The 24,845-nt window shown below is 36.6% G+C and carries 24 protein-coding genes and 1 riboswitch; of the genes, 21 read left to right on the top strand and 3 right to left on the bottom strand.

Features of this window, described 5'->3' with window-relative positions; genetic code table 11:
* Position 1 precedes the first annotated feature (1 nt).
* Both BMX63_RS08540 and BMX63_RS08535 read right to left on the bottom strand, forming a co-directional pair.
* The gene (locus BMX63_RS08540; protein ID WP_093134210.1) at positions 2-1,471 is read right to left on the bottom strand and encodes a sodium:solute symporter family protein; all 1,470 of its coding nucleotides are present in this window, start codon (positions 1,469-1,471) and stop codon (positions 2-4) included.
* A 1-nt stretch (position 1,472) separates the two neighbouring features.
* Entirely contained in the window at positions 1,473-1,655 is a 183-nt protein-coding gene (locus BMX63_RS08535; RefSeq protein WP_093134207.1) for a hypothetical protein, read from the bottom strand.
* Between the two features lie 250 nt (positions 1,656-1,905).
* On the opposite strand from BMX63_RS08535, the gene BMX63_RS08530 reads away from it, so the two are divergent.
* A complete protein-coding gene (locus BMX63_RS08530) occupies positions 1,906-2,427 on the top strand; it encodes a type 1 glutamine amidotransferase domain-containing protein (protein WP_093134204.1) in 522 nt (173 codons plus the stop codon).
* A 92-nt stretch (positions 2,428-2,519) separates the two neighbouring features.
* Here BMX63_RS08530 and BMX63_RS08525 read toward each other — a convergent pair whose 3' ends face one another.
* A complete protein-coding gene (locus BMX63_RS08525) occupies positions 2,520-4,589 on the bottom strand; it encodes a methyl-accepting chemotaxis protein (RefSeq protein ID WP_093134201.1) in 2,070 nt (689 codons plus the stop codon).
* Between the two features lie 394 nt (positions 4,590-4,983).
* Here BMX63_RS08525 and motA point away from each other — a divergent pair, with 394 nt between their 5' ends.
* From motA to BMX63_RS08425, 20 genes are all read left to right on the top strand, one after another.
* Entirely contained in the window at positions 4,984-5,778 is a 795-nt protein-coding gene (gene motA, locus BMX63_RS08520; RefSeq protein WP_093134198.1) for a flagellar motor stator protein MotA, read from the top strand.
* The gene (motB, locus tag BMX63_RS08515) at positions 5,771-6,514 is read left to right on the top strand and encodes a flagellar motor protein MotB (RefSeq protein WP_093134195.1); all 744 of its coding nucleotides are present in this window, start codon (positions 5,771-5,773) and stop codon (positions 6,512-6,514) included. The genes motA and motB overlap by 8 nt, the downstream gene beginning before the upstream one ends.
* A gap of 168 nt (positions 6,515-6,682) precedes the next feature.
* Positions 6,683-7,315, top strand: a complete 633-nt coding sequence (locus BMX63_RS08510; RefSeq protein WP_093134192.1) for a response regulator transcription factor — start codon at positions 6,683-6,685, stop codon at positions 7,313-7,315.
* 132 nt (positions 7,316-7,447) lie between these two features.
* Positions 7,448-7,552, top strand: a riboswitch (cyclic di-GMP riboswitch).
* Between the two features lie 94 nt (positions 7,553-7,646).
* On the top strand, positions 7,647-8,111 hold the full coding sequence (locus BMX63_RS08505; protein WP_093134189.1) for a chemotaxis protein CheX: 465 nt from the start codon (positions 7,647-7,649) through the stop codon (positions 8,109-8,111).
* 33 nt (positions 8,112-8,144) lie between these two features.
* Complete coding sequence (locus BMX63_RS08500; RefSeq protein WP_093134186.1) at positions 8,145-10,160, top strand: chemotaxis protein CheA; 2,016 nt, start codon at positions 8,145-8,147, stop codon at positions 10,158-10,160.
* Positions 10,161-10,178: 18 nt separating this feature from the next.
* Complete coding sequence (locus BMX63_RS08495) at positions 10,179-10,643, top strand: chemotaxis protein CheW (RefSeq protein WP_093134183.1); 465 nt, start codon at positions 10,179-10,181, stop codon at positions 10,641-10,643.
* A gap of 17 nt (positions 10,644-10,660) precedes the next feature.
* A complete protein-coding gene (locus BMX63_RS08490; RefSeq protein ID WP_093134180.1) occupies positions 10,661-11,017 on the top strand; it encodes a response regulator in 357 nt (118 codons plus the stop codon).
* A gap of 36 nt (positions 11,018-11,053) precedes the next feature.
* Positions 11,054-12,763 carry a methyl-accepting chemotaxis protein gene (locus tag BMX63_RS08485; RefSeq protein WP_093134177.1) on the top strand — a complete coding sequence of 570 codons (1,710 nt, stop codon included), beginning with the start codon at positions 11,054-11,056 and terminating at the stop codon, positions 12,761-12,763.
* Positions 12,764-12,838: 75 nt separating this feature from the next.
* On the top strand, positions 12,839-13,579 hold the full coding sequence (locus BMX63_RS08480; RefSeq protein WP_093134174.1) for an EAL domain-containing protein: 741 nt from the start codon (positions 12,839-12,841) through the stop codon (positions 13,577-13,579).
* Between the two features lie 200 nt (positions 13,580-13,779).
* Positions 13,780-14,097, top strand: coding sequence for a PTS sugar transporter subunit IIB (locus BMX63_RS08475; RefSeq protein WP_093134172.1), 318 nt, complete (start codon positions 13,780-13,782; stop codon positions 14,095-14,097).
* A gap of 14 nt (positions 14,098-14,111) precedes the next feature.
* Entirely contained in the window at positions 14,112-15,461 is a 1,350-nt protein-coding gene (gene celB, locus BMX63_RS08470; protein ID WP_093134169.1) for a PTS cellobiose transporter subunit IIC, read from the top strand.
* 12 nt (positions 15,462-15,473) lie between these two features.
* Positions 15,474-15,779, top strand: a complete 306-nt coding sequence (locus tag BMX63_RS08465) for a PTS sugar transporter subunit IIA (RefSeq protein WP_093134167.1) — start codon at positions 15,474-15,476, stop codon at positions 15,777-15,779.
* Positions 15,780-15,793: 14 nt separating this feature from the next.
* The gene (locus tag BMX63_RS08460; protein ID WP_093134164.1) at positions 15,794-17,182 is read left to right on the top strand and encodes a glycoside hydrolase family 1 protein; all 1,389 of its coding nucleotides are present in this window, start codon (positions 15,794-15,796) and stop codon (positions 17,180-17,182) included.
* A 187-nt stretch (positions 17,183-17,369) separates the two neighbouring features.
* On the top strand, positions 17,370-19,295 hold the full coding sequence (locus tag BMX63_RS08455) for a BglG family transcription antiterminator (protein ID WP_245732780.1): 1,926 nt from the start codon (positions 17,370-17,372) through the stop codon (positions 19,293-19,295).
* A 427-nt stretch (positions 19,296-19,722) separates the two neighbouring features.
* On the top strand, positions 19,723-20,052 hold the full coding sequence (locus BMX63_RS08450) for an ArsR/SmtB family transcription factor (protein ID WP_425441467.1): 330 nt from the start codon (positions 19,723-19,725) through the stop codon (positions 20,050-20,052).
* A gap of 16 nt (positions 20,053-20,068) precedes the next feature.
* Positions 20,069-21,367: an arsenic transporter gene (locus BMX63_RS08445; RefSeq protein WP_093134156.1), complete on the top strand. Its 1,299-nt coding sequence runs from the start codon at positions 20,069-20,071 to the stop codon at positions 21,365-21,367.
* A gap of 74 nt (positions 21,368-21,441) precedes the next feature.
* Complete coding sequence (gene arsC / locus BMX63_RS08440) at positions 21,442-21,861, top strand: arsenate reductase (thioredoxin) (protein ID WP_093134153.1); 420 nt, start codon at positions 21,442-21,444, stop codon at positions 21,859-21,861.
* 147 nt (positions 21,862-22,008) lie between these two features.
* Positions 22,009-22,983 (top strand): ABC transporter ATP-binding protein, encoded by a 975-nt coding sequence (locus BMX63_RS08435; protein ID WP_093134150.1) that lies wholly within the window; start codon positions 22,009-22,011, stop codon positions 22,981-22,983.
* The gene (gene opuFB, locus BMX63_RS08430) at positions 22,967-24,484 is read left to right on the top strand and encodes an osmoprotectant update ABC transporter permease/substrate-binding subunit OpuFB (RefSeq protein ID WP_093134148.1); all 1,518 of its coding nucleotides are present in this window, start codon (positions 22,967-22,969) and stop codon (positions 24,482-24,484) included. Before BMX63_RS08435 ends, opuFB begins: the two co-directional genes overlap by 17 nt.
* Entirely contained in the window at positions 24,477-24,827 is a 351-nt protein-coding gene (locus BMX63_RS08425; RefSeq protein WP_093134145.1) for a PTS sugar transporter subunit IIA, read from the top strand. Before opuFB ends, BMX63_RS08425 begins: the two co-directional genes overlap by 8 nt.
* The last annotated feature ends 18 nt before the right edge of the window (positions 24,828-24,845 follow it).

Below are 24,845 nucleotides of genomic sequence, written 5' to 3'. Positions count from 1 at the left end.
TCTATGGTTTCCTTTTCAATAATTCTTTAATATAACCTAAAAATTCTGATGCTTTTTCTTCGGGAGCTTTTGTGAATAAACTCACAAACACAAACAAAATAGTTGAAACGAGAAGTCCCCAAATCCCTGAGGCTAAACCAAGAGGCTTCACTTGTGAAATTTCGAGCATAATCACTAAAAAAGCACCAACGATAACGCTTGTTAAGACTCCTGCTGCCGTTCCTCCTTTCCAGAAGAAAGTTCCAATAATGGCGGGAACTACTACTAATAATCCAGCTGAAGAAGCTACGGATAATACAGCAATAAGGTTTAACTCTAATTGTGCAAATAAGAAAGCAAGGAGGGCGATAACGGGAATAACAAGTTTCCCAACACGCAGCTGCATTTGATCACTTGTGTTATTCTTCACATTTCTATACACATCTCGAGCGAATAAAGACGATAATGTGAGGAGAATGGAATCAATGGTTGAAATGGCTGCAGCCATAATTCCGACCATTACAATTACGCCTAAAATTGGCGGTACAAAATCAGATGATAAAAGGGTCGGTGTTGCAAGATCTGCGTTTGCTAAATCAGGAAATTGCAGGCTTGCTGTAAATCCCCAGATGACGGAAACTAATGTGTATATAAAGCCAAATGCTAAAAAGCCCATTAACATGGTACGTAAGCTTTTTAAGGAAGCTGGCATAAATAATCGTTGACTCACTTGTGGATTCGATAAACTAAAGAAAAACCATGGAATCGTTAATCCTAAAAAGGTTGTAAAACTAAAATACCCATTTCCTGGTACGGTTAATAATTCTGAACGTTCGGTTTCAAGGGTATGGAAAAACCCATCAAAACCTCCTAGTCGATTAATGATGATGAACACAACTATGGTTGATGTGACCACCATAAATAAAGCTTGTAAAGAATCTGTCCAGGCCACAGACCGAATACCTGCAATATACGAATAGATGATAGCTAATATCGTTGCAAGGAGCACTCCCGTTGTAAACGGAATCGCATTGTCTGTAACTCCTTGGAGCAAGTATCCCACACCTGAAAGCTGTACGGCGCTATATGGAATTAAAAACAGACAGCTGGTCAAGGACACAACAATGGCCACCATTTTATTTTGATATCGATCTCCCAGCATTTCTGATGGTGTAACATACCCGTACTTTTTCCCGGCCAACCAGAATCGGGGCCCGAAAAAGGCAACTAAAGATACACCAATTAAATAAATGAGTTCAAAGCCTAATGCTCCAACTCCTCCACTATAAGTAAGACCTGCCAGCCCGACCAGCATAAAGGCACTGTAGGTTGTGGCACTATAACTGAGTGCTGAAACAAATCCATTCAGTTTCCGATTCCCGAGAAAATAACCATCCATGTTCGTATGACTACCGTGCCTTGATAAGAAAGCAATAAATAGGGCAATGACTATATAAATTACAATGGCTAACCATACAAAAGTAGTTGTCATATTATTTACTCCAATCTCTAGTAATAAAGTAATTTACACCAATAATAATCAGGGTAAGCACTGTCCAAAGCAAAAAGCTTCCATACCAAGTTGCTTCATTTGTAAGGATTGTATAAGGAAGTATATAGGCTGATAAAACGATAACGAGGATAACAAGTGCCCACTTCCTTTCAGACGATGTCAATGAACATCACCTCCTAAAAAATATTTTGTTACCACGTCTTATTATAAGATAAAGTGACAATTTTTTGAACATGGAAAGCGCATTATTTTACTATTTGAAAGGAAAAAAGCCATATATCTGAAAGGATTGGAAGAACTGCCTCTAAGCAGTTTAATTGAATGGGAAGAACGAGAATTTTACAATATATAGTGAGAGCATATGCAGCACATGTGTATCTCATTTATCAATATAGTAAAGGAGTAGTTTACAAATGGGAAAAAAGGTTGCTGTGGTACTTACAAATTTGTTTGAAGATGTTGAATATACGGAGCCTGCAAAAGCTCTAAAGGAAGCAGGTCATGAACTAACTGTCATTGAAAAGGAAAAAGGAACAACGGTTACAGGCAAACAAGGAGAAGCTAAGGTTGAGGTAGACGCTTCTATTGATGAAGTTAAACCAGAGGACTTTGATGCTTTATTAATACCTGGTGGTTTTTCACCCGATCTTTTACGTGCGGATAATCGGTTTGTTGTATTCAGTAAACACTTTATGGATGAGAAAAAACCAGTATTCGCGATTTGCCATGGTCCGCAACTGTTGATTACAGCAAAAGCCCTTGATGGACGAAAAGCTACGGGATTTAAGTCCATTCAAGTAGACCTTGAAAATGCAGGTGTAAACTTTGTAGATGAGGAAGTAGTTGTATGCTGTAATCAGCTCGTTACCAGCCGTCAGCCGGACGATATTCCAGCCTTTAATCGTGAGTCTCTTAAAGTATTGGAAACAGCATAAATATCATAGAAGCTCCAAAAGCGGGAAACCAGCTTTTGGAGCCTCTTTTTTTGTTATCATTTTCATTATATAACTCTGGGTTTATGTTCACTTTAAACGTTGAAACGTTCAATCTCTTCTTGCAATTCTTCAGCTAACTGTTTCACATGTTGTGTTTGTGTGTTCAGTTCTTCTACAACGGATTGTTGTTCCTCTGTAGAAGCAGAAACCTCTTCTGAACTTGAAGCTGTTTCCTGGCTTGATGAGGATAATGTTTGGATAACGTCCATTAGCTCGTCTTTTCCTTCAATCATATTGTTGGAATAGACTGATACTTTATCCGTATTTGTTGTTAATACTTGAACAATGGAGGATAATTCATTAAATAAGTCTTTGGTCTCTGTAACGACTTGTTCATTTTCCTGACTAAATTCTTTTGTTTTCTCAATTGTATTTACAGCTTTTTTCGAGTGATTTTGAACTTTATTAATGATTTCTTTAATTTCATCGGCTGCATTAGCTGATTGATCAGCCAATTTTCTAATCTCTTCAGCAACTACCGCAAATCCATTACCATGCTCTCCTGCTCTTGCTGCTTCAATCGATGCATTTAAGGCGAGTAAGTTTGTTTGCTCAGTAATTTGAATAATCATGTTTGTAAAGTTACCTATTTCTTCTGACAAGGTGTCCATTTCCCCTATAACCTGATTCACTTCTTCTGTAGACTCCCGGTTATTTGCACTATTTTTTATCAGATTTTCAACAGTTGTAAGTCCCTTGTCTTTTAACTCATTCATTTTATGTGTTTCATTATTAATAATCTGGTTCTCAGTTGAAACTTTGTCAATTTGTTCATTTAACTGTTGCAGTTGATTTTCTCCATTTTCAAGGTTTTCCGCCTGCTCATTCGCACTTATTGCAACTTGATTGATGGCTTCTGCAATTTCAGTGGATGATTCACTTGTTTGATTTGTACTTTTGGCTAAAGTTTTGGAGGAATCAATCACGGTCTGCGCTGCTGCTTTAACTTTTTCCACTAAGCCTTTGATACTATCCTGCATAGTTTGAAGTTCGTTTGTTAATATGCCTATTTCATCTTTGCGATTTTTAAGATGATCTGGAACTCCCTGTGAAAAATCACCATCTGCTAACTTTTTAAAATGATTAACGGTTTTTAATATTGGCGAAGAAAAACGACTAGATAGGAAAAATGCAAATATAATAGCCAAAATAGCAAAAATGATAGAGATAATTACAATGGTATTGTTAATTTCATCCAACTGAGATATAAGCTCGGACTTCTCCTGAACGGCAATAAATTTCCATCCTGTATTTGGTGAGGTATAAATGTTCATAAAATAGGGTTTACCATCAATATTTCCCTCAATTAATTCATCGTTAAGGTTATCTATATTGTTAAGTTGAGGAATATCTAAATTCTTGATATTCTCAAAATTTGTATCAGGATTGTTAGGATTAGTGAGAATAGTACCATCTTGTTGGGTAAGCATGACATAGCCATTTTCGCCTACATTTATTTCACTAACCATGTCTGTAAGACCTTTTAAACTTACATCTAAACCTTGAACCCCAATCACTTCACCCTGATCGTTGGTAATCTTTGTGATTGTACTGATAATGGAGGATTGATCTTCTTCAAAATAATAAGCATCAGTTCTAGTCATTTCCTCTTTGTTATTCATGGCTTGTTTGTAATAAGGTCTTTCTCTTGGATCATAATTGTTTCTTATATTTCCCTCTGGCCACTGAATGTAAGCACCTTCAGTTGTTGCCATATAGACATAAGCTGAGTTAGGATGAGAATCCGCAAAATTTTCATAAATTTGATAGATTTCCTCTTCAATACCTCCATTTTCAGAAGGAGTCATCGCTAATTGTCCACTTTCATCTGTTTTATCCGTATATGTAGTAATCGTATGGTCTGCTTGTTTAACCTTGGGATTTTCTGCTAGTAATTTAGCATTCTCATCTATGGACTCAAAATATAACTGTATGGCTTGATCAACCTGCTTGATTTCTCCTTTTGTGGATTGTTCAAATTTTGTTTTTAATTTGTTCTCCATTTGCTGGCTAAGTATCATTCCAACAATGATAAGAGGAATGATTGTAATGAAGACAAAGGATACAATCATTTTTGTTTTCATACTTGATCGTTTTTTCATATAGTGTTACCTCTTTTCCTAGTGTGAATATTTCTAATGATTTGCTTAGGTAATTTTCCTCTTACTGATTGATGGACCCCCCCTTATCATCATACAAAATTCCTATTATAAAATACGGAAATGAATAAATAGTCACATTTGATGATTATAAAAGATTATTCTATATAAGACTAGTATAAAAATAAAAGATGGAATCTTTAGACAACTAAAGGTATCTTATCCTATATTAGATGATGTTTAGTGTTTTCATAAATTATCCAGCTATTATAGAATTTTGAAATCTATTATGATAAAATTCCTATCACGTTTTCTTTTGAAGAATGGTTCATAGTTTTAAATGCACTAATGAGAAAACAGTTTAAAAAGTACAGCAAGATAAAATGGAGGATGAAAGATGGATAAAGCAACTATATTTGGTATTTTCATAGCTTTAATAGCTATTTGTCTTGGAATGATTTTTAAAGGGGTAAACTTATTAGCTCTATTTAATCCCGCAGCTATTTTAATTATCTTTTTTGGGACTATAGGAGCAGTTCTTATCGCATTTCCAATGAGTACCATTAAAAAGGTTCCCACTTTATTTAAAATTGTGTTTAAAAAAGAAGAAACACTAGACATTGATGAATTGATTAATATGTTTGCTGAATGGGCGGACCTGGCAAGAAAAGAAGGGTTGTTATCTCTGGAAAATAAAATTTCTGTTGTTGATGACCAATTTCTAAAAGCTGGACTGCAATATGTGATTGATGGACAATCTCCTGAATTTATAAGGGATGTACTATTAGAGAAGATTGAAGCCATGGAACAAAGACATCAAAAAGGTGCTTTGGTCTTTAGTCAAGCTGGTACATATGCGCCTTCTTTAGGGGTTTTGGGAGCGGTTGTGGGTCTCATTGCCGCACTAGGTGATTTGAATGATATAGAAGCATTAGGTAAAGCCATTTCAGCTGCTTTTATTGCGACTCTATTTGGAATCTTAACAGGTTATGTTTTATGGCATCCGTTCTCGAATAAATTAAAAGAAAAATCAAAAAATGAAGTAAAAGAAAAACAAATTATGATTGAAGGCATTTTATCGATAACAAATGGTGAATCCCCTAATACATTACGTGATAAGTTAAACTCTTATCTATCACCTTCTGAATTAAAGAATGCAGAAGACTATGGACAGGAGGAGGACAATGCGTAAGAAGAAAAAAATGAAAGAAGAGAGTCACGTTGATGAATCCTGGTTATTACCTTATTCAGATTTGCTTACATTACTTTTAGCTTTATTTATTGTTTTATTCGCAATGAGTGAAATAGATGCTAAAAAGTATGAACAGTTATCAATGGTATTCAAAAGTGAATTCACGGGTGGGCGAGGAGTTTTAGAACATCAATCCAGTCCAGTTGAAGCACCAGAACCAAAAACATTGCCGGATAGTAAGAAAGATGCAAATAATAAGAATGAAATGACTTCTTTGGAAGAAGTACATAAGGAAATTAATCAATATATAAAAGCTAATAATCTCTCTGATGAACTACAAACCAAACTAACCGGAGAAGGTTTGTTAGTTTCAATATATAATGATTTATACTTTGATATAGGAAGTGCACGTGTTAATGGGGAGGGTGAAAAAATAGCCAGAGAGATATCAGAGTTTTTAAATACTGATCCCCCTCATCAGATTGTTGTCAGTGGTCATACTGATGATCTTCCTATTGTAAATAGTAGTAAATTTGAATCTAACTGGGAATTAAGTGCCACACGAGCTTTAAATTTTATGTCATTACTTTTAGATAACAATAAGTTAAACCCTAAACGGTTTAGCGCAAAGGGATATGGTGAACATAATCCTCTAGTTCCAAATAATAGTAAAGAAAATCGTGCTAAGAATAGAAGAGTCGAAGTCCTTATTCTTCCAAACAAGAAAGACGAGTAATTTTATCTAAACCTATTACTTTCTAACATAAAAAGATCTTATACCTTAAAGGTCTTCTTCATACTAATTCAATAGGTAATAATAGGTGATTTTCCCATTAATACACCCATATTTTTTGTGCAATAAACTTGATATACTCTTATCACGACAATACAGGGGTGATTCATCATGAAAATAGCTTTAATAAAAAAACCTTCGTTATTAAGAGATTTACTACTGAACGAATTAAAAAATCTATTTTCAAACTATGAATTTAAAGCTTATAGTTCAAAAGAGTTTAATAGATTGTTTCAGGAACAAGAACACCTGGACTTCCTGATCATTGATTTAGATACAGATATTGATTTTTATTCATTAATAGATTCCTATAAAAAAAGCAATAAAAAAATTGCCGTTTGGGCTTCTACTTTGGATAATACAGACTTATTTGATTTATTTAAGCTGGACCTGAATGGTTATTTCTTTAACGGAATGGAGAAAGAGGAGTTAGCATTTGCTATCCAATCCATTGTAAAGGGAAAACGTTACGTACATCATGAGTTAACTCGAATTTTAATGAATGATTATGCTCGGGTTCATCATCATTCAAAGGAACGTCCTGTTGGGGTTTTTTCCAAACGGGAATGGGACGTTTTAGAATTACTGACAAAGGGGTATAAAAATCAGGATATTGCCGAATTTTTGTTTATCACAGAAAAAACAGTAAAACAATATGTTAGTTCTATTCTGAGGAAATTAGAGGTTGAGGATCGTACAAACGCGGTTATTACGGCATTGAAAAATAAATGGTTTGTTCTTTAAACTAGTGAAGTCTCACAAAAGTAAGGAATAGACTGAATATTACGAATAACTATATTTAAAGAATTATTTATTTAAAAGTATAAAAAAAGGTTTTTATATGACGATATAACTAGTGTTAAAGTTGTATACATGTGTAGAAAAAGGCAAAATTTCCGAAAGGTTAGGACGCAAAGCTAAAGGGTCTAATGTTTATATAGGTCATAAGGCCTATATGACGATGATAGCCTGGCTACCAAAATGAGTTGAGCTTTTTGGCTATTCACGATTTTGAATAGTCAATTTTTTTATGCCTGATAGAATAACATTTTTAAAAGAGAAAGCAGGGATAGATATGACAAATGGTACAACAGTGAAAACAGAGGTGGTAACCAACATTTTAAACTGTGCAATAGATTCCTTCAATGATATGGTTCCATTAGATGTAAAGGCTCAAGCACCCCAAGTTCAACAGCAGACCTTGGAGTTAAATTTTGGGGTGCTAATTGGAATAACTGGTGATACAAGAGGCTCACTGATTTTAGCTGGTTCTTCATCGGTCTTTAGTAAAATTGGAGAACAGATGTATGGGATGTCATTAGAAGGAGAAATGTTATCTTCCTTTAGTGGTGAGCTTGGAAATATGATTGCAGGGGGAATGTCCACAAAAGCTGAAGAACTGGGTACTCGTACTGATATTACCTCACCAACGATAATGGAAGGAAATACTTCACTAAAAGGCTATAAAAAAGGACTACACATTCCGATAATAATAAGTGAGGCAGAAGAATTATCCGTATATCTTTTGCTAGATTCATAAGAGAGTGATCATGTCCTTGTTAGGAGGCTTAAAATGGAAACAAATCAATACATAGAAGTATTTTTGGATGAGAGTCGGGAACACTTACAGGCAGTAAATGATCATCTACTAGAACTAGAAAAACAACCGGAAGATACATCCATTGTGGGTGAAATCTTTCGTTCGGCGCACACTTTAAAAGGAATGGCCGCTACTATGGGGTTTGAAGATATTTCGTCATTAACCCATAAGATGGAAAACGTTTTGGATTTAATTCGAAATGATCAATTAGTTGTAACAACAGAATTAATTGATATTACATTTAACTGCTTGGAAACACTAGAAGAAATGGTTGAGTCCATTGCAGAAGGTGGGGATGGAAAAAAAGATGTTTCGGATTTAGTCAACCAGCTTGAAGCAATTGAAAAAGGAGAACAGCCTGCTTCTAAGGAAAGTGAAAACTCTTCTAATACAGTAGAGACTGTAACTGCCCTGGAAGTAGACGAATATCAGAAGACAGTAATGGATCAGGCGAAAGAACAAGGTTTTCAGTCGTTTCAAGTGACCGTTACCCTAAATGAAGATTGCATGTTAAAACAGGCTCGCGTTTTTATGGTTTTTGAGGTACTCGAGGATTTAGGTGAAGTAATAAAAACCGTACCTTCTGTTGAAGAGTTAGAAGAAGAGCAGTTTGACCATCATTTCTCTGTACTACTATTAACAAAGGAAGAAGCAGAGGAAATCCGGTCCAAAGTGATGAAAATATCTGAAATTAAGCAAGTAGATTTATCACCATTTTCTGATAGAAAAATAGAGAAGCAGGAAAACAATCAAAAAGAAGGGACTCAAAAAGAAAAAACGCAGCCGGAAAAATCGGAGAATAACAAGCAACAATCACAGAAAAAACAGGCGCAATCGAAATCGATCAGAGTTAATATAGAACGTATAGATCGTTTAATGAACTTGTTTGAGGAAGTTGTTATCGATCGGGGCCGATTAGAGGATATTTCAAGAAAGATAGGTCATAATGAATTGATTGAAACGGTTGAGCATATGTCCAGAGTATCTAAAGATATGCAAAATATGATGCTTACCATGCGTATGGTACCGATTGAACAAGTGTTTAACCGTTTCCCTCGAATGATCAGAGGACTTGCCAAAGACTTAGATAAAAAAATTGAACTTGAAATTAGCGGGGCTGAGACCGAACTGGACCGGACAGTTATCGATGAAATTGGGGATCCACTTGTTCATCTGATTCGAAATTCAGTAGACCATGGTATCGAATCTCCTCAGGAACGTTCAGCTAAAGGGAAGCCTGAAGAAGGCCATCTTCAATTGACGGCCTACCATAACGGTAATCATGTTTACATAGAAATTGAGGATGATGGTGCAGGTATTAACCGGGAGAAGGTTGAGAGCAAAGCCATTAAAAACGGTATTCTGACTGAAGAAGAAGCAGAAAAACTAACTGATGAAGAAGTTTATCCGTTAATCTTTTCATCAGGGTTCAGTACAGCAGAGCAGGTTTCCGACATATCGGGGCGTGGAGTTGGATTAGATGTTGTGAAAAATACCATTGAGTCTTTGGGTGGACAAATCTTTATAACCTCTACACCTGATCAGGGAAGTAAATTTACGATTCAGCTTCCATTAACTTTATCCATCCTTTCAGCAATGCTGGTAAATGTACAGAAGGAAACCTATGCCATTCCACTTTCCTTCATTGAAGAAACGGTCATGCTCAAAAATGATGAAAAGATGTTTGTAAATGGACAAGCTGTCATGGACTTTAGAGGAAAAGTAGTTCCCCTTGTTTCTATACAAACGATCTTTGAGGTACCACAAAATATAGAGCAAAACGATAAGCAGGATGAAGCGGTTGTAGTCGTGAAAAAAGGAGATAAGTTAACGGGCTTAGTGGTTGATAACTTCATGGGGCAAAAAGAAGTCGTCTTAAAATCACTCGGAAATTATTTCAAAGATGTGTTTGCCATTTCCGGAGCGACGATACTTGGGGATGGCAGTATTTCGCTAATTATTGATCCCAATGCATTAATGAAGGGGTAAAAGGAGGATGGAATTATCATGAATAAACCATCAAAGGTAATCGTTTTTCAATTGAATGAGGAGCAATATGGTGTCGATATAACACAGGTGATTTCCATTGAAAAATTAACGGAAATTACAAAAGTACCCAAGACCTCTGATTTTATTAAAGGTATTATCAATATTCGGGGGGAAATTACGCCAATCATTGATTTAAAGGACCGCCTTCAAATTGGTAGAAGCGAATATACGGATGATACTCGTGTGTTAATTGTACAAATGAATGATGTACAGGTAGGATTGATTGTTGATTCTGCTTCAGATGTAATTGATATTGATGAAGGCTCTATCGATCCGCCACCTAAAGTAATAGGCGGTGTTTCTGAAACGTTCATTATTGGCGTTGCAAAGTTAAAGGAACGCTTATTAATTCTATTAGACATGGAGCATGTTTTGGATCTGGATGAAGTAAATGAAATCAAGTCAGTAACAAACGAATCATAAAGAAAGGGGAAAAGAATATGGCAACCGTTTTAGTAACAGATGATGCTGCTTTTATGCGTATGCAGCTGAAAGATATATTAACAAAGCAGGGACATGAAGTAGTAGGAGAGGCTTCAAATGGTCAGGAAGCGATTGATATGTATAGTGAGCTGCAACCTGAATTAGTTACGATGGATATTACCATGCCGGAAGTGGATGGTGTAGCAGCCGTAAAGGAAATTAAAAAGATAAATCCGGACGCAACTGTTATTATGTGTTCTGCAATGGGACAGCAAGGTATGGTTATTGAAGCTATACAAGCAGGAGCAAAGGATTTTATTGTAAAGCCTTTTACCTCCGAACGAATTGAAGAAGCATTAGCCAAAGCTTTATAGACTTTGGAACATTTGAACTCCAGGGGGAAAACAAACATGCTAAAAAAGCTCAAGTTCAAAAATGTAAATATTGGATGGAAATATGGGTATGCACTCATCATTGTATTTATCCTTTTCGGTGCAATGACTGGTGTTGTATCAATATTAGTAACCAATATTGATAATAACATTGATGCCTTAGAACGAAGAGGCGATCGTGCAATAGCTACAGCTGAAATGAGTTCTCTTACTCGTTCGAAGGGAATTCGAGTTCTCGATTTTGCAGAAACTGGTGACGATGCCTATTTGGAGGAATATGAGAACAAACGAGAACAATTTAACAATTTAGAAGCTGAGTTAAAACCGGAAATGGATACACCCGAACTAAAGGAACTTTTTGAGGAGATTATTGCGAACGATAAGGAATTGAATACGCTTTTCACTGAAGAAATGACCAGGGCGAGTAGACAAAATGATCAGGTTGAGGTTCAAAATTTATCTAGAGAAGCAGATAGTATCCGATCAGAAACGGTTGACCTTTTGCAGGAACTTAAAACCATGGTGGATAAAGAACGAGCATCTGCAGTGGAGGAAGTAAAGGGAAGTGCACAGTTAACATTGATTGTTCTTATTGCAGCCATGATTGGTGCTATTATTATTGGTGGACTGATTGTCTTCTTTATCAGTCGAATGGTTTCACGTAACTTAAATAAAGTCGTTCATGTTAATAATAGGGTTGCAGAAGGTAATCTGGCCGTAGATGCGATTGATTACGATGGCAATGATGAAATTGGGAAATTAGCTGAATCTACGAATGTAATGGGAAGAAATCTAAAATTGATTGTAGAAAAAATAACAGAGATTTCAGAAACGGTAAGCAGTCAGAGTGAAGAACTTACACAATCTGCTAATGAAGTAAAGGCAGGTTCTGAACAAATATCTTCCACAATGCAGGAGTTAGCATCAGGTTCTGAGTCTCAAGCCAATAATGCTAGTGATTTATCATCCAATGCATCAACATTTACAAAAAGTGTACAAGAAGCCAATGCAAATGGTGAGCACGTCTATGAATCTTCAAAAGAAGTCTTGAATATGACTGGTGAAGGACAGCAATTAATGGAACAGTCTGTTAAGCAAATGACGACGATAGACCATATTGTGCAGGACGCTGTTCAAAAAGTGCAAGGACTGGATAAGCAGTCTAAAGAGATTTCCAAGCTCGTGGTAGTCATTAAAGATGTAGCTGAACAGACCAACTTATTAGCCTTAAATGCAGCCATTGAGGCTGCTCGTGCGGGTGAACATGGACAGGGATTTGCAGTAGTAGCCGATGAAGTGAGAAAGCTGGCCGAGCAAGTAGCGGACTCTGTAACAGATATTACAGAGATTGTAGGGAAAATCCAGAAAGAATCTACAAATGTCGTAGATTCCTTGCAAAATGGGTATTCAGAAGTTGAAAAGGGAACCAGTCAGATTAAAACAACAGGAGAAACCTTTGATAAAATTAATCAGGCTGTTAGCAAAATGACAACCAATATTCAAACTGTAACAGATAAGCTATCCATGATGTCCAAAACGAACCAGGAAATGAGCTCATCCATCGAGGAAATTGCCTCAATATCAGAGGAAGCTGCAGCTGGAGTTGAACAAACGTCTGCTTCTGCAGAACAAACAAGCAGCTCTATGGAAGAAATGGCCTCAAGTTCAGAAGACTTGGCTAAGCTTGCTGAGGAACTAAATGAATTAATTCGTCATTTTAAATTATAACGATGATATATAGCTGTGGGATTGTTGGATGCCAATGATCCCATTGCTAAATGATGAAACATAGGAGTAGAAAACATGGATAACTTTGAAAGGGAAAATTTTGAATCTATTTTGGATCAGCAATTGTTTTTTCATCATTTTCAACCCATAATAGATATTCAAAATCAAAATCAAACCATTGGATATGAAGGTTTATTAAGATCTCACTATATACAAAATCCTGAAACTTTATTTAACACAGCTATCCAGAAAAATCGGTTATTTGAGCTGGATACGGCGTCAATTATTAAAGCCATTCAGTCCATTGAAGATGTAGCGGAAATCATGGATTCCAGTGTATATGTTTTCTTAAATGTATATCCTTCAACCCTTTTGTCCCAGACTTTTTTTAGCTTATTAAAGGAAGCTTTTCCAGATGGAATTGGGTCAGATATCCGTATGGTCCTGGAAATTAATGAATCAGAGCTCATCCATAATGTACCGTTATTCAAAAAAACGTTGTCTCAATTACAGTCGCTGGGCCTCTACATTGCCTTAGATGATGTTGGAAAAGGAGCCTCAACGTTTGAACGTATTATCCAACTAAGTCCCAATTTTATCAAGCTGGATAAACATTTTGCCAGTGGTCTTCATCAGTCTCCTAATAAACAGAATATGATTCGTTTTTTCTTAGATTATTGTAGCAAACATGAGATAAAGCTTATTTTAGAGGGGATTGAAACACATGAAGAACTGGAAACAGCTAAAACATTGGGAATTACTTTAGGTCAAGGCTATCTTTTAGGAAAGCCTAATCAGTTAGATTGTTATCTTTAATAGTTTATGATTAATGTCAACCTTCCATGCTCAAGCTGGAAGGTTTTTTTAATGATTTTTATTAACAAAGTATAATCCGAAAACGTACAATAATTTCCTTTACGTAACGGAAAAACAATAGGTGTAGTTGAAAGCGCTTTTATTTTAAGATGAAGAATGAAAAGGATATAAAAACACTTACAGATTTGGAGGAATCATAGATGAAAAATATTTTATTAGCATGTTCATCAGGTATGTCAACGAGTTTATTAGTTAAGAAAATGCAGGATATTGCAAAAGAGAGGGGGATTGAAGCTGAAATTTGGGCTGTCTCTCAGGATAAGGCGGAAATCTATATGGAGAAAGCTGATGTATTACTTTTAGGGCCACAAATGAGATTTATGAAGAGAAAATTCTCCAAAAAAGCTGATGAATTAGGGGTACCAATCGATTCTATTGATCCGGTTGCTTATGGGCGCGTAGATGGAGCTGCCGTTTTAGATAAAGCATTGGATTTAATCGGGAAAAAGCCTTTATAAAGGGGGATAAGGGTATGGAAAACAATAAATTTATGCAAGTATTAGAAAATATTTTACTTCCTATTGCTGATAAGTTAAACAATAATCGTTATTTAACAGCGCTGCGTGACGGATTTATGATTGCCTTACCATTGATTATTTTTGGGTCTATGTTTGTTGTTCTGGCAAACTTTCCATTTTTGGATGAATTATTAAGTAAAGAGGCCTATGCAGCTTATCAAAGTGCTTTAAACCCAGCATCAAATGCAACATTAAGTATTATGGGTGCCTTCGTTATTATTGGTATAGGCTATAAATTAACGGAGCAGTATAAACTTGAGAGTCCTATTTATGGTGGTGTTGTAGCACTAGCAGCCTTTTTGATCTTGACACCACAGGTTTTAGAGGATGTTACCGGAGTTATTCCAACCTCTATTCTTGGTGCAGAAGGTTTGTTTCTTGGATTGTTCACAGCTTTTTTTGCGGCAGAATTGTATCGATTCTTTGTACAAAAAAATTGGACAATTAAGATGCCTGCTGGAGTACCGGATGCTGTTTCTAAATCTTTTAGCTCGCTAATTCCTATCGCATTAACATTAACAGTGTTCCTGTTAACACGTATAGGCTTTAGTTTTACACCTTTTGAAACAGTACAGAATTTTATTTATACCATTATTCAGCAACCTTTAACAGCATTAGGCAGTGGTTTACCTGCAACCATTGTAGCTGTAGTACTCATTCAAGTCTTTTGGTTCTTTGGATTGCACGGCCAAATCATTGTGAATTCTGTTTTTGATCCTATTTGGTATGCGTTGAATGACCAAAATTTACAGGCATTCCAAGCAGGAACAGAACTCCCTAATGTAATAACTAAACAATTTATTGACACTTTCCTTGTTGGCATGGGTGGAACGGGAATGACGCTAGCTGTAATTCTTTTAATCTACCTAATTGGGCGAAGTAGACAGCTTAAACAAATAGGTAAATTAGGTACGCCACCTGGAATATTTAATGTAAACGAACCGATTATATTTGGTCTTCCAATCGTAATGAACCCGTTAGTACTAGTTCCGTGGATTCTTGCACCAGTCGTTGTTACAGTTATTACGTATTTTTCAATGTCAACCGGATTGGTCCCTAAACCTGCGGGTATCATTGTTCCGTGGACTACTCCACCCATTTTAAGTGGATATCTGGCAACGGGTAATGCTTGGCAAGGCGCCGTATTACAAGCCTTTAATCTCATTGTTGTCATGCTTATATGGTGGCCATTCTTAAAAATTTTGGATAAAAATTACTACGAAAATGAAAAGAATACTTCAAAGGATAAAATAATTTTTGAAGAAATCACAGGAATCAAGGGCTTTCGTGATTTTCTAAATTAGAGGTGAATGAAGATGGATAACATGACAGAAATCGCTTTTCAAATTATCTTATATGCAGGAAACGGGAAATCGAATGCTATGGAAGCCATTCAGCTGGCAAAAGAAGGCGCCTTTGATGAAGCGGATCGTCTAATAGAAGAAGCAGGTGAGGAATTAAGTAAAGCTCATAGTTATCAAACTAAATTATTACAAAATGAAGCAAGTGGAACAGGAGAATCAGTGAACGTAATCCTGGTTCACTCTCAGGATCACTTAATGACATCTATGACCGTTAAAGATTTAGCAGTTGAATTTATTGAACTTTATCGCAATAAATAAGGGGAGGTTTTAAAGTGACTTTGCAATATAAATTTCCAGAAGGATTCTGGTGGGGAAGTGCCACATCCGCTACACAAATAGAAGGAGCAGCAAATGAAGGGGGGAAAGGTCAAAATATTTGGGATTATTGGTATAAAACAGAACCCAATCGTTTTTTTGACAATGTAGGCCCTGAGTCTACCTCTGATTTCTATCACCACTATAAAGAGGACATTCATTTAATGAAGGAAATTGGTCATAACACGTTTCGTTTATCTATCTCATGGTCAAGGCTTATTCCAGGTGGGCGAGGGGAAGTGAACCCTGAAGCTGTTACGTTTTACAACAATGTTATTGATGAGCTTCTTGCTAAAGATATTGAGCCATTCGTTAATCTATTTCATTTTGATATGCCACTGGAATTACAAAATGAAGGTGGATGGGAGAATAGAGAGGTTGTAGAGGCATATAAGAAATATGCAGAAAAATGCTTCCGTTTATTTGGTGATCGTGTTAAAAAGTGGTTTACCTTTAATGAGCCTATTGTTCCTGTTGAAGGTGGTTACCTATACGATTTTCACTATCCCAATGTAGTAGATGCAAAACGTGCTGCACAAGTGGCTTATCATACTATTGTTGCTCATGCTAAAGCTGTCGAAGTGTTTCATTCTTTAGATTTTATAGATGGGAAAATTGGGATTATTTTAAATCTCACACCTTCTTATCCCAGAAGTCAAAATCCGGCCGATTTAAGAGCATCACGTATCGCAGACTTGTTTTTCAATCGTAGTTTCTTATATCCAGCAGTATTAGGTAAGTATCCACAGGAATTAGTAGAAATTTTAAGAGAACACGGTCAATTGCCGGTTACACAAAAAGGTGACCGTGAATTACTTCTTAATAATACGGCGGATATATTAGGCGTTAATTACTATCAGCCACGAAGAGTCAAGGCGAAAGAACATTTGCCTAACCCGTATAGTCCATTTGTGCCAGACTGGTTTTTTGATCACTATGAAATGCCTGGTAGAAAAATGAATAAATATCGTGGATGGGAAATCTATGAAAAAGGTATTTACGATATCATGATGAATCTAAAAGAAAACTATGGGAATATCGAATCGTTTGTCTCGGAGAATGGAATGGGAGTTCAGGATGAGCATCGTTTTATAAAAGATGGAGAAATTCAGGACGATTATCGTATAGAATTTATTAAAGAACATTTGAAATGGCTGCATAAAGCAATTGAAGAAGGCTGCAATACAAAAGGATATCATTTATGGTCATTTATGGATAATTGGTCCTGGATGAACGCGTATAAAAACCGATATGGTTTTGTTTCAATGGATGTTGAATCGAAGAAAAGAACACTTAAGAAAAGTGCTCATTGGATTAAAGAAGTATCAAAAAATAATGGATTTTAAGATTGGTAGGGTTTTTATACAAGCTTGATTATGATGTATTCTACATGCTTTGGTTAATCGGCAGCATACTATCACTATGACATGGAGTAGTAATGGGTTCTGATTCTTGGCTTGAATCAGGCCCTTTTATTTTGAAATAGGAATATTCTCGAATAATTGAGGTGAAAAGGCGTTGTTGAACTACCGTATGAAAAGGATATTACGTGAATTATTGGCTTCACAATCGGCCCTTTCAGGAAATTATCTGGCAAATATCAATCAGGTTTCCTCACGTACGATAAGAGATGATATAAAGAAAATGAATGACCTTCTATCATCACACAGGGCAAAAATTAGTTCGGTAATGGGACAAGGTTATAAATTAAATATCCAGGATAATAAAGAGTTTTTTCAATTTATAGAAGAGGAATTGAATGAAGATGCATTTGACAAACACTCCATACCAAAATCGCCAGAAGAAAGGGTAGCATTTTTAATAAAACGTTTGTTATTAAGTGAGGGATACATCAAATTAGAGGATTTAGCTGATGAAATATATGTAAGCAAATCAACCATACAGAATGATTTAAAAGCAGTAAAGAATCGATTAGCCAGATTTGATATTACATGGGAAGCACGACCTAATTATGGTTTGAAGATTAGAGGAACTGAGCTTAAGCTACGTTTTTGTATGTCAGAATATTTGATTGATCATACTGATGAAGCGAATGAGTTACATGAGATTTACGATTCAGCATTTTCACAAAAAATATTAGACACTATTCTAAAAATCATTTTGAAGAAGTTGAATAATCACCACATCACACTATCTGACATTGCAATCCATAATCTGCTCATTCATATAGCTATTGCTTATAAACGTATTCACAGTGGATTTCAAGTGGATCTGTATCAGGGAGATATCCAGCATTTAAAAAATAAAAAGGAATTTGAAGTCGCACAGGAAATTGTACATGATGTGGAAGAAGTGTTTGATGTAAAATTTCCTCAACCTGAAGTTGCATATATCACGATGCATTTACTAGGAACTAAAATGATATTAGAGAAAAATAGGAATGGAGAGGGTAAGGCCAGAGAGGTAATAGATAATGATACGTATCGTTTATTAAAGATTTCGCTTCAGAAAGTTGAAAAAGAATTGAAATTAGGTATTCAAAATGATGAAGAGTTATTCATGGGCCTGCAACTGCATTTAAAGCCTGCTATTAATCGATATAAGTATGGAATGAATATTCGAAATCCGATGCTGGAGGATATTAAGAAGAATTATCCATTAGCTTTTGAAGCTGGATTAGTTTTTAGTCTTTCGATTGAGGATGAGATAAATATAAAAATGGATGAAAATGAAGTAGGGTATATTGCTCTTCATATTGGTGCGGCAATGGAAAGGAAAAGACTAAAATCAGGGCCTAAACGATGTTTAATCGTTTGTGCATCCGGTTATGGTACGGCCCAATTAATTTACTATAAATTGAAAACACAATTTTACAAAGATGTAGAAGTGGTAGGAACGACAGAATATTATAAGCTTAATAAGTTTGATTTAAATCATATTGATTTTATTGTCAGCTCCATTCCGATATCAGAGCAATTACCTGTTCCAGTAATTGAAGTGAATGCTATATTAGGTGATAATGATTTGGGCAGGATTCGAAGCTTTGTAATCGATAATCATAAAAGCATCTCATTTTTATTCCGTCAAGATTTGATGTTCTTGCAGCAGTCATTTAATTCAAAGGAAGAAACCCTTGAACACTTAACCAGCAACCTGGAAAAAAGAGGATTGGTTGATAACAACTTCTTAGAATTGGTCTATGAACGGGAAAATATTGCACCTACTTCTTTTGGAAACTTAGTTGCCATTCCACATCCAATAAAGCCACAATCAAGGGAAACATTCGTATCTGTATGTACTTTAAAGAAGCCTATAACCTGGCATGATAAATCTGTACAGTTTGTCTGTTTGCTATGTGTTAAAGAAGGCAGTACTGAGGATTTAGAGGATGTTTATAAATTGTTAGGCAGTATTATTGATAACGCATGGATGGTTCAACAGTTGTTAAGGGCAAAAGATTACAAAGTATTCACCGAAATGCTTGATAACATCATGTAGCAAAATTCAAAGTATAAAACGGATATGTGCTTACTAAAACTAGCTTTACTACCTCCTGTATTAATGAGGTAGTTTCTTTTGTTTAAGGTTTACGTTCGATAGGATTAGGTCTTGTCATTATATGATCTCTTTTAGGGCAGCATCACTCCACTTTTATAGTTAAGTTTCTGTTAAACATAGGTGTTGTTCTTCTCCCATTACACTCGCTTTGTGTGGGCGGTTCAGGAGCATCCTGGACATACGTCTGGTCAGTGCCCTCTTCTCGCAGGACTCTCGCTCACTTCCGCTTCAATCAACTTGGTAGAAAATTAGCAATAAGCTTTAATATAGTCATAGTTTAAAAGCATTTTTAATTGAATATATAAGTAAATTATTATATAGTAATATCCGGATAAAAAAGGAGGTGTTTATTTTGGAAGCAGTTGCAATGGATATGGAAAAAGCTGCGATGATTTTCAAGTTATTGGGAGACAAAACTCGTTTAACCATGGTCAAAATTCTGGATGAAACTGACTGTTGTGTATGTGAATTTGTAGAAATCTTTAGAATGAGTCAGCCTTCAATAAGCCAGCATCTTCGAAAATTACGAGATGCCGGGGTGGTGAAAGAAGAACGAAAAGGTCAATGGATTTTTTATTCTTTAAATCAGGTAAGTGAACTTTATCCATTTGTAAGACAAATTCTTCAAACTTTGCCTGATCAAGGCGAAAAATTAAAAGAGCTGGAGAAAAACGGGGGAAGAATAGCTTGTTGTTAGTGGGAGGTATTATGTTTTGTCATTGTCTGTAGTATTAGCTATTATCATATTTTTGGCAACTTTAATTTTAGTTATATGGCAGCCTAAGGGATTATCCATTGGCTGGTCAGCGATTGGTGGAGCGATTATTGCGTTATTGGTTGGTGTTGTTGGTTTTCAGGATGTGATTGAAGTTACGGAGATTGTCTGGAATGCCACACTAGCCTTTGTAGCTATTATTTTAATTTCATTGATTCTTGATGAAATCGGATTTTTTGAGTGGGCAGCCTTACATATGGCGAGAGCGGCCAAAGGTCATGGTGTCCTGATGTTTGTTTATGTGAGTATTTTAGGTGCCCTTGTTGCGGCCTTTTTTGCCAATGATGGTGCAGCACTCATATTAACTCCAATAGTATTGGCCATGGTAAGGAATTTAAATTTTAAAGAGAAAATGATTTTTCCCTTTATTATGGCAAGTGGTTTTATTGCGGATACGACGTCACTGCCACTAGTCGTAAGTAACCTTGTCAACATAGTTTCCGCAGACTTTTTTGATATTGGATTTGCTGAGTATGCTTCAAGGATGATTATTCCAAACTTATTCTCATTAGTGGCAACTATAGTGGTCTTATTTATTTATTTTCGAAAAAGTATTCCGAGAGGTTATGATTGGTCTCAGTTAAAAGAACCAAGGGAAGCGATTCAGGATGAGAAATTATTCCGAATTTCATGGTATATCCTGGGCATTCTACTTGCAGGATATTTTGTAAGTGAATTTATCCATTTACCTGTCTCCATTGTCGCAGGTACCATTGCTATCGTCTTTCTATGGATGGCAAAGAATAGTCAGGCGGTCAATACAAAAACTGTTGTAAAAGGAGCCCCCTGGGATATTGTCTTTTTCTCAATAGGAATGTATGTAGTAGTTTATGGACTGCGAAATGCCGGGCTGACAGATTTGTTAGCCAGTCTGATTCAGGCGAGCGCTGAACAGGGATTATTTGTTGCAACGGTTGTGATGGGATATCTTGCTGCTATTCTTTCTTCCATCATGAACAACATGCCAACTGTGATGATTGACGCATTGGCGATTGCTGAAACAAGTACATCAGGAGTGATGCGAGAAGCCCTCGTATATGCTAATGTTATTGGTTCCGATTTAGGACCAAAAATTACCCCTATTGGTTCATTGGCCACCTTACTTTGGCTTCATGTCCTGTCGCAAAAAGGTGTGAAAATATCATGGGGAACTTATTTTAAAACAGGAATCCTATTAACCATTCCTATTTTATTTATTACGTTATTAGGGCTATACATTACATTATTGATTTTTTAAACCTCTGTGAAACATTTTGTGAAACAAGATTATTCGGGTGGTGACAGGCACCACCCCCAAAGGAGCTGAACTCTATGTCGAAAAAAACGATTTATTTCTTATGTACGGGGAATTCCTGCAGAAGTCAGATGGCTGAAGGCTGGGCTAAGGAGCATCTTGGTGATGAATGGAAGGTAAAAAGTGCGGGGATTGAAGCGCACGGTCTTAATCCTAATGCAGTAAAGGCAATGAAGGAAGTGGATATTGATATTTCTGGTCAACAATCAGAAACGATTGATCCTAAGCTTTTAAATAAGGCAGACATGGTCGTCACACTATGTGGAGATGCCAATGACCGCTGTCCAATGACACCTCCACAGGTTAAAAGAGAGCATTGGGGATTTGATGATCCAGCAAAAGCAGAAGGAACAGAAGAGGAGAAGTGGCAGGTCTTCCAACGTGTTAGAGATAAGATAGGAGAACGAATTAAGCGTTTTGCGGAAACAGGAGAATAATAGATATTCTTATTCAGGGTCTGACTTATCATTAGTCAGGCCTTCTTTTTGACTTCTTCAATGAACTTGTTAACAATGAATATAAATGGCATTTATTAGCATCATAGAAGTAGCCAATAACAATCTATTGAAGTAAGGAGTAAAAACATGATTACCTTTCAGAATGTAAGCAAGACCTATCCTGATGGGACACGTGCAGTGAAAAATGTCAATATAGACGTTGAGGATGGGGAATTTTTTGTCATTATCGGTCCTAGTGGTTCAGGCAAGACCACAACCCTTAAAATGATTAATCGTCTCATTCCCTTAACAGAAGGGACAATACGCATTCAGGATAAAAAAATAAGTGATTATGATATCCATGAATTACGGTGGAATATAGGTTATGTTTTACAACAAATAGCTTTGTTTCCTCATATGACAATTAGTGAAAATATTGCCATTGTACCGGATTTGAAAAAATGGGATCAGGAGAAAATTCAGCATCGCATTGATGAATTATTGCAGATGGCAGGGTTAGCTCCGGACACTTACCGAAACCGAAAACCAAGCGAACTCTCAGGTGGTGAACAGCAGCGAGTTGGGGTCATTCGGGCACTAGCAGCAGATCCTGATCTGATTTTGATGGACGAGCCTTTCAGTGCAGTTGATCCGATAACAAGAGAGAAATTGCAGGATGATATTTTGGACCTTCAGCAAAACATTAAAAAGACCGTTGTTTTTGTCACCCATGATATGCAGGAGGCTTTAAAGCTTGGAGATCGTATTTGTGTGATGCGTGATGGGAAAGTAGAGCAAATAGGTACACCTTATGATCTCCTTAAACGTCCAGCTAACGAATTTGTCCAGGATTTTGTCGGTACAAAACACCCTTTGCAGAATCAGAAGGTGGATCTTGAGAAGCTGATACATCTTAATCAGCCCGAACAAATTGAGGGTAAAACACGGCCTTTGCCAGCTTCAACAACGTTGCAGCAAGTCATTGAACACTTATCAGAGCAGGATAACTTGCCGGTAGAAAAGGATGGGAACATCATAGGAACCATTAATCGTGAGCAGGTTCTTGGATATTTAGCAAATCAGGGTAAAGAAAGAGGGCAAAAGCATGGAGCAATGGATTAATGTTTTTCAAGAGAGACAAGGAGAGCTTATACGGGCATTTATTGAACATCTGCAAATATCCTTTATTTCGTTATTTTTTGCCGTAATCATTGCTGTTCCGCTTGGAGTATACTTAACGCGTAAAGAAAGAATAGCAGAATCAATCATTGGGGTAACTGCTGTATTACAGACGATCCCTTCGTTAGCTTTACTCGGCTTACTCATTCCTCTTGTGGGGATTGGGAAAATTCCTGCGATTATTGCGCTTGTCGCCTATGCATTACTTCCAATATTACGAAATACGTTTACAGGTATAAAAGACATTGATCCTTCGCTTGTTGAAGCAGCAACAGCGATGGGCATGAATTCAATAAAAAAATTACGAAAGGTAGAGCTTCCCCTGGCGATGCCTGTTATTATGGCAGGTATCCGAACAGCTATGGTCTTAATTGTGGGAACCGCTACACTTGCTGCATTAATTGGTGCAGGCGGATTAGGGGATATTATTCTCCTTGGTATTGATCGAAATGATTCCAATCTCATTGTTTTAGGTGCGATACCGGCTGCACTTTTAGCGATTTTATTTGATGTTTTATTACGGAAAATGGAGAAGTTATCATTCCGGAAAATTTTCATGACCACCGGTGTATTAGTGGTTGTAGCTGTATTGTTTATTGTGACACCGTTTATGTTAAAGGGTGAGCAGGAGACCATTGTTATCGGCGGGAAGCTTGGATCTGAGCCGGAAATTTTAATTCAAATGTATAAACAGCTTATTGAAGAAGAAACAGATTTACATGTTGAACTGGAGCCGGGATTAGGCAAAACCTCTTTTGTGTTTAACGCTTTGAAAACTGGTGAAATTGATATTTATCCGGAATTTACAGGGACAGCAATTGTACAATTTTTAAATGAACAGGCGGTTAGTACAAAAGAGCGTGATGTGTATGAGCAGGCAAAGGATGGCTTGAAGGAACAGTTTGATATGATCCTTCTTGAGCCTATGGCTTACAACAACACATATGCTTTGGCTATTCCTGATGAGTTGGCACAGGATAAGGGGCTTGAAACGATTTCGGATTTAAAACCGATTGAAGATGAAATTACAGCCGGATTCACCCTGGAATTTAATGATCGACAGGATGGTTATGCAGGTATCCAGGAGTTATATGGAATGGACTTTGGAGAGGTTATCACAATGGAGCCTAAGCTTCGCTACAATGCAATTAAATCTGGTGACATACAATTGGTTGACGCCTATTCTACTGATAGTGAAATTCGGCAATATCATTTGAAGGTTTTAGAAGATGATAAGCATTTATTCCCCCCTTATCAGGGAGCACCACTACTGCGGGCAGAAACGGCTGAAAAGTACCCTGGAATTAAACAGGCTCTAAATAAACTCGGTGGTATGATAAGTGATGATCAAATGCGTGAAATGAATTATCGTGTCAATGTTGAAGGGGAGAGTGCTGAAAGTGTGGCTAGAGATTTCCTTGAAGTGGAAGGATTAGTTGAGTGACATCAGCAAATGGTTATTCGTAAAGGCACGTAAAATTATCCATAAAATTCTTTTACGTGAGAAAACATCACCAACTTCGATTGGAGGAGGAGTAGCACTTCCACATGCCCAGCCGGAACTTGTAAAAAAATCTGTTGTAGGCATTGCCACTCTTAAGGAACCAATCGAATGGGGAACAGAAAAGGTATCGATAGTCTTCTTAATGGCCATAGGGAAACAGGATCAAAGGCATTTACGCTCTCTTATGCAAACCATATCGAGCATTAGTGAAAGTCCCGAAATAAGAGAAAAGCTGAGAAAAGATCACAGTAAATCAGACATTATCCATTTATTTTCGAAATAATATATTTTTGCCGGAACT

Source organism: Salinibacillus kushneri (genome assembly GCF_900111405.1).
Taxonomy (GTDB): domain Bacteria; phylum Bacillota; class Bacilli; order Bacillales; family Alkalibacillaceae; genus Salinibacillus; species Salinibacillus kushneri.
The sequence above is the reverse complement of the archived record's forward strand: the minus strand, read 5'-3'. Positions and strand labels throughout refer to the sequence as shown.

Coding starts and splice junctions, on each gene's coding strand:
- BMX63_RS08540 (WP_093134210.1), bottom strand. CDS start 1,471: ATGACAACTACTTTTGTATGGTTAGCCATTGTAATTTATATAGTCATT.
- BMX63_RS08530 (WP_093134204.1), top strand. CDS start 1,906: ATGGGAAAAAAGGTTGCTGTGGTACTTACAAATTTGTTTGAAGATGTT.
- BMX63_RS08525 (WP_093134201.1), bottom strand. CDS start 4,589: ATGAAAAAACGATCAAGTATGAAAACAAAAATGATTGTATCCTTTGTC.
- motA (WP_093134198.1), top strand. CDS start 4,984: ATGGATAAAGCAACTATATTTGGTATTTTCATAGCTTTAATAGCTATT.
- motB (WP_093134195.1), top strand. CDS start 5,771: ATGCGTAAGAAGAAAAAAATGAAAGAAGAGAGTCACGTTGATGAATCC.
- BMX63_RS08510 (WP_093134192.1), top strand. CDS start 6,683: ATGAAAATAGCTTTAATAAAAAAACCTTCGTTATTAAGAGATTTACTA.
- BMX63_RS08505 (WP_093134189.1), top strand. CDS start 7,647: ATGACAAATGGTACAACAGTGAAAACAGAGGTGGTAACCAACATTTTA.
- BMX63_RS08500 (WP_093134186.1), top strand. CDS start 8,145: ATGGAAACAAATCAATACATAGAAGTATTTTTGGATGAGAGTCGGGAA.
- BMX63_RS08495 (WP_093134183.1), top strand. CDS start 10,179: ATGAATAAACCATCAAAGGTAATCGTTTTTCAATTGAATGAGGAGCAA.
- BMX63_RS08490 (WP_093134180.1), top strand. CDS start 10,661: ATGGCAACCGTTTTAGTAACAGATGATGCTGCTTTTATGCGTATGCAG.
- BMX63_RS08485 (WP_093134177.1), top strand. CDS start 11,054: ATGCTAAAAAAGCTCAAGTTCAAAAATGTAAATATTGGATGGAAATAT.
- BMX63_RS08480 (WP_093134174.1), top strand. CDS start 12,839: ATGGATAACTTTGAAAGGGAAAATTTTGAATCTATTTTGGATCAGCAA.
- BMX63_RS08475 (WP_093134172.1), top strand. CDS start 13,780: ATGAAAAATATTTTATTAGCATGTTCATCAGGTATGTCAACGAGTTTA.
- celB (WP_093134169.1), top strand. CDS start 14,112: ATGGAAAACAATAAATTTATGCAAGTATTAGAAAATATTTTACTTCCT.
- BMX63_RS08465 (WP_093134167.1), top strand. CDS start 15,474: ATGGATAACATGACAGAAATCGCTTTTCAAATTATCTTATATGCAGGA.
- BMX63_RS08455 (WP_245732780.1), top strand. CDS start 17,370: ATGAAAAGGATATTACGTGAATTATTGGCTTCACAATCGGCCCTTTCA.
- BMX63_RS08450 (WP_425441467.1), top strand. CDS start 19,723: ATGGATATGGAAAAAGCTGCGATGATTTTCAAGTTATTGGGAGACAAA.
- arsC (WP_093134153.1), top strand. CDS start 21,442: ATGTCGAAAAAAACGATTTATTTCTTATGTACGGGGAATTCCTGCAGA.
- BMX63_RS08435 (WP_093134150.1), top strand. CDS start 22,009: ATGATTACCTTTCAGAATGTAAGCAAGACCTATCCTGATGGGACACGT.
- opuFB (WP_093134148.1), top strand. CDS start 22,967: ATGGAGCAATGGATTAATGTTTTTCAAGAGAGACAAGGAGAGCTTATA.